The sequence below is a fragment of the Bacillus sp. P4_D3 genome (assembly GCF_056401855.1).
In genome coordinates this window covers 1-868 of the sequence record NZ_JBFUIN010001067.1, presented here as the reverse complement: position 1 = coordinate 868, position 868 = coordinate 1, and the positions used below count along the sequence as shown (strand labels likewise).

Sequence of the window (868 nt, the reverse complement as noted above, 5' to 3'; positions counted from 1 at the left end):
AAACACTTTCAAATAGCTCATYAGAAATAGCTAAATACTTTTATTTTATATTTGTTCCATTAAATATCATTCTTAGTTTAAGGTTATTATTTAAGAAGAATGAAAAGAAAATATTACCGATTTTTAGTTTAATTGTATCACTATTATTTGCAAGTTTAATTATAGTGTTAGCATTAGCAGCTACAGGAAAAGTCTTATGAGGAGAGTGATATAAATTACTCTTCTTTTTTGTGGTTTTTTTAGATGTATAAGTAGTGTGTAGGAAATAAGGAAAGTGATAAGTTATCAGTAAGAGGACGTACTAGTGAATAGAGAGTGAACTGAAAATACTATATGTTTTGTATGTGTATATAAAGCAAATGAATGCAGTAAGATTCGTGATATATGGTACAATAAACATGGATAGTGATAGAGATAAAGGGTATATAAAATACTCATCGTTTTTAGTAAGAGAGGGGTTATCTTATGCTATACGAGGATTTGATGACATTATTCCAAGCTACTCCGATAGAATTAGATAGAGGCGGCTGGAAATATATAATCCAGGAACAAAATGATAATTATGAAATTGTTGATGAAATGTTAAAAAAGAAAATGAATGTTGAATTGTATTTTAATGAGTATGATGAGGTGAAAATCACTTTATATAAAGATGGAAGCCCTATTACTACTATGCAAAGAATTGCTATTTCAAAAGTTGAGTTGGATGAAGAAGAAGACGGCATTCAATTCGTATTAGAACGCATGCCAAGTCGAATGATTCGTTTGCAATTAAAGCCATACCTTGCAGTAGAAATGGGGCCGTACTGGGAAGTATGTGAAGACTGTGAATGAACATGAAAAAACATCCGTATACACGGATGTTTTT

The 868-nt window shown here is 30.4% G+C and carries 1 protein-coding gene and 1 pseudogene; both read left to right on the top strand.

The genetic code is table 11. The features are described from left to right. Nucleotides 1-200, top strand: a pseudogene (locus tag AC1DTM_RS29195) (hypothetical protein); the annotation flags it as partial. A gap of 265 nt (nucleotides 201-465) precedes the next feature. Further along, complete coding sequence (locus tag AC1DTM_RS29190) at nucleotides 466-834, top strand: DUF3979 family protein (RefSeq protein WP_002158217.1); 369 nt, start codon at nucleotides 466-468, stop codon at nucleotides 832-834. Nucleotides 835-868: the final 34 nt, after the last annotated feature.

What these genes read in the sequence shown, in the direction of transcription:
- AC1DTM_RS29190 (WP_002158217.1), top strand. Translation starts at nt 466, where the DNA reads ATGCTATACGAGGATTTGATGACATTATTCCAAGCTACTCCGATAGAA.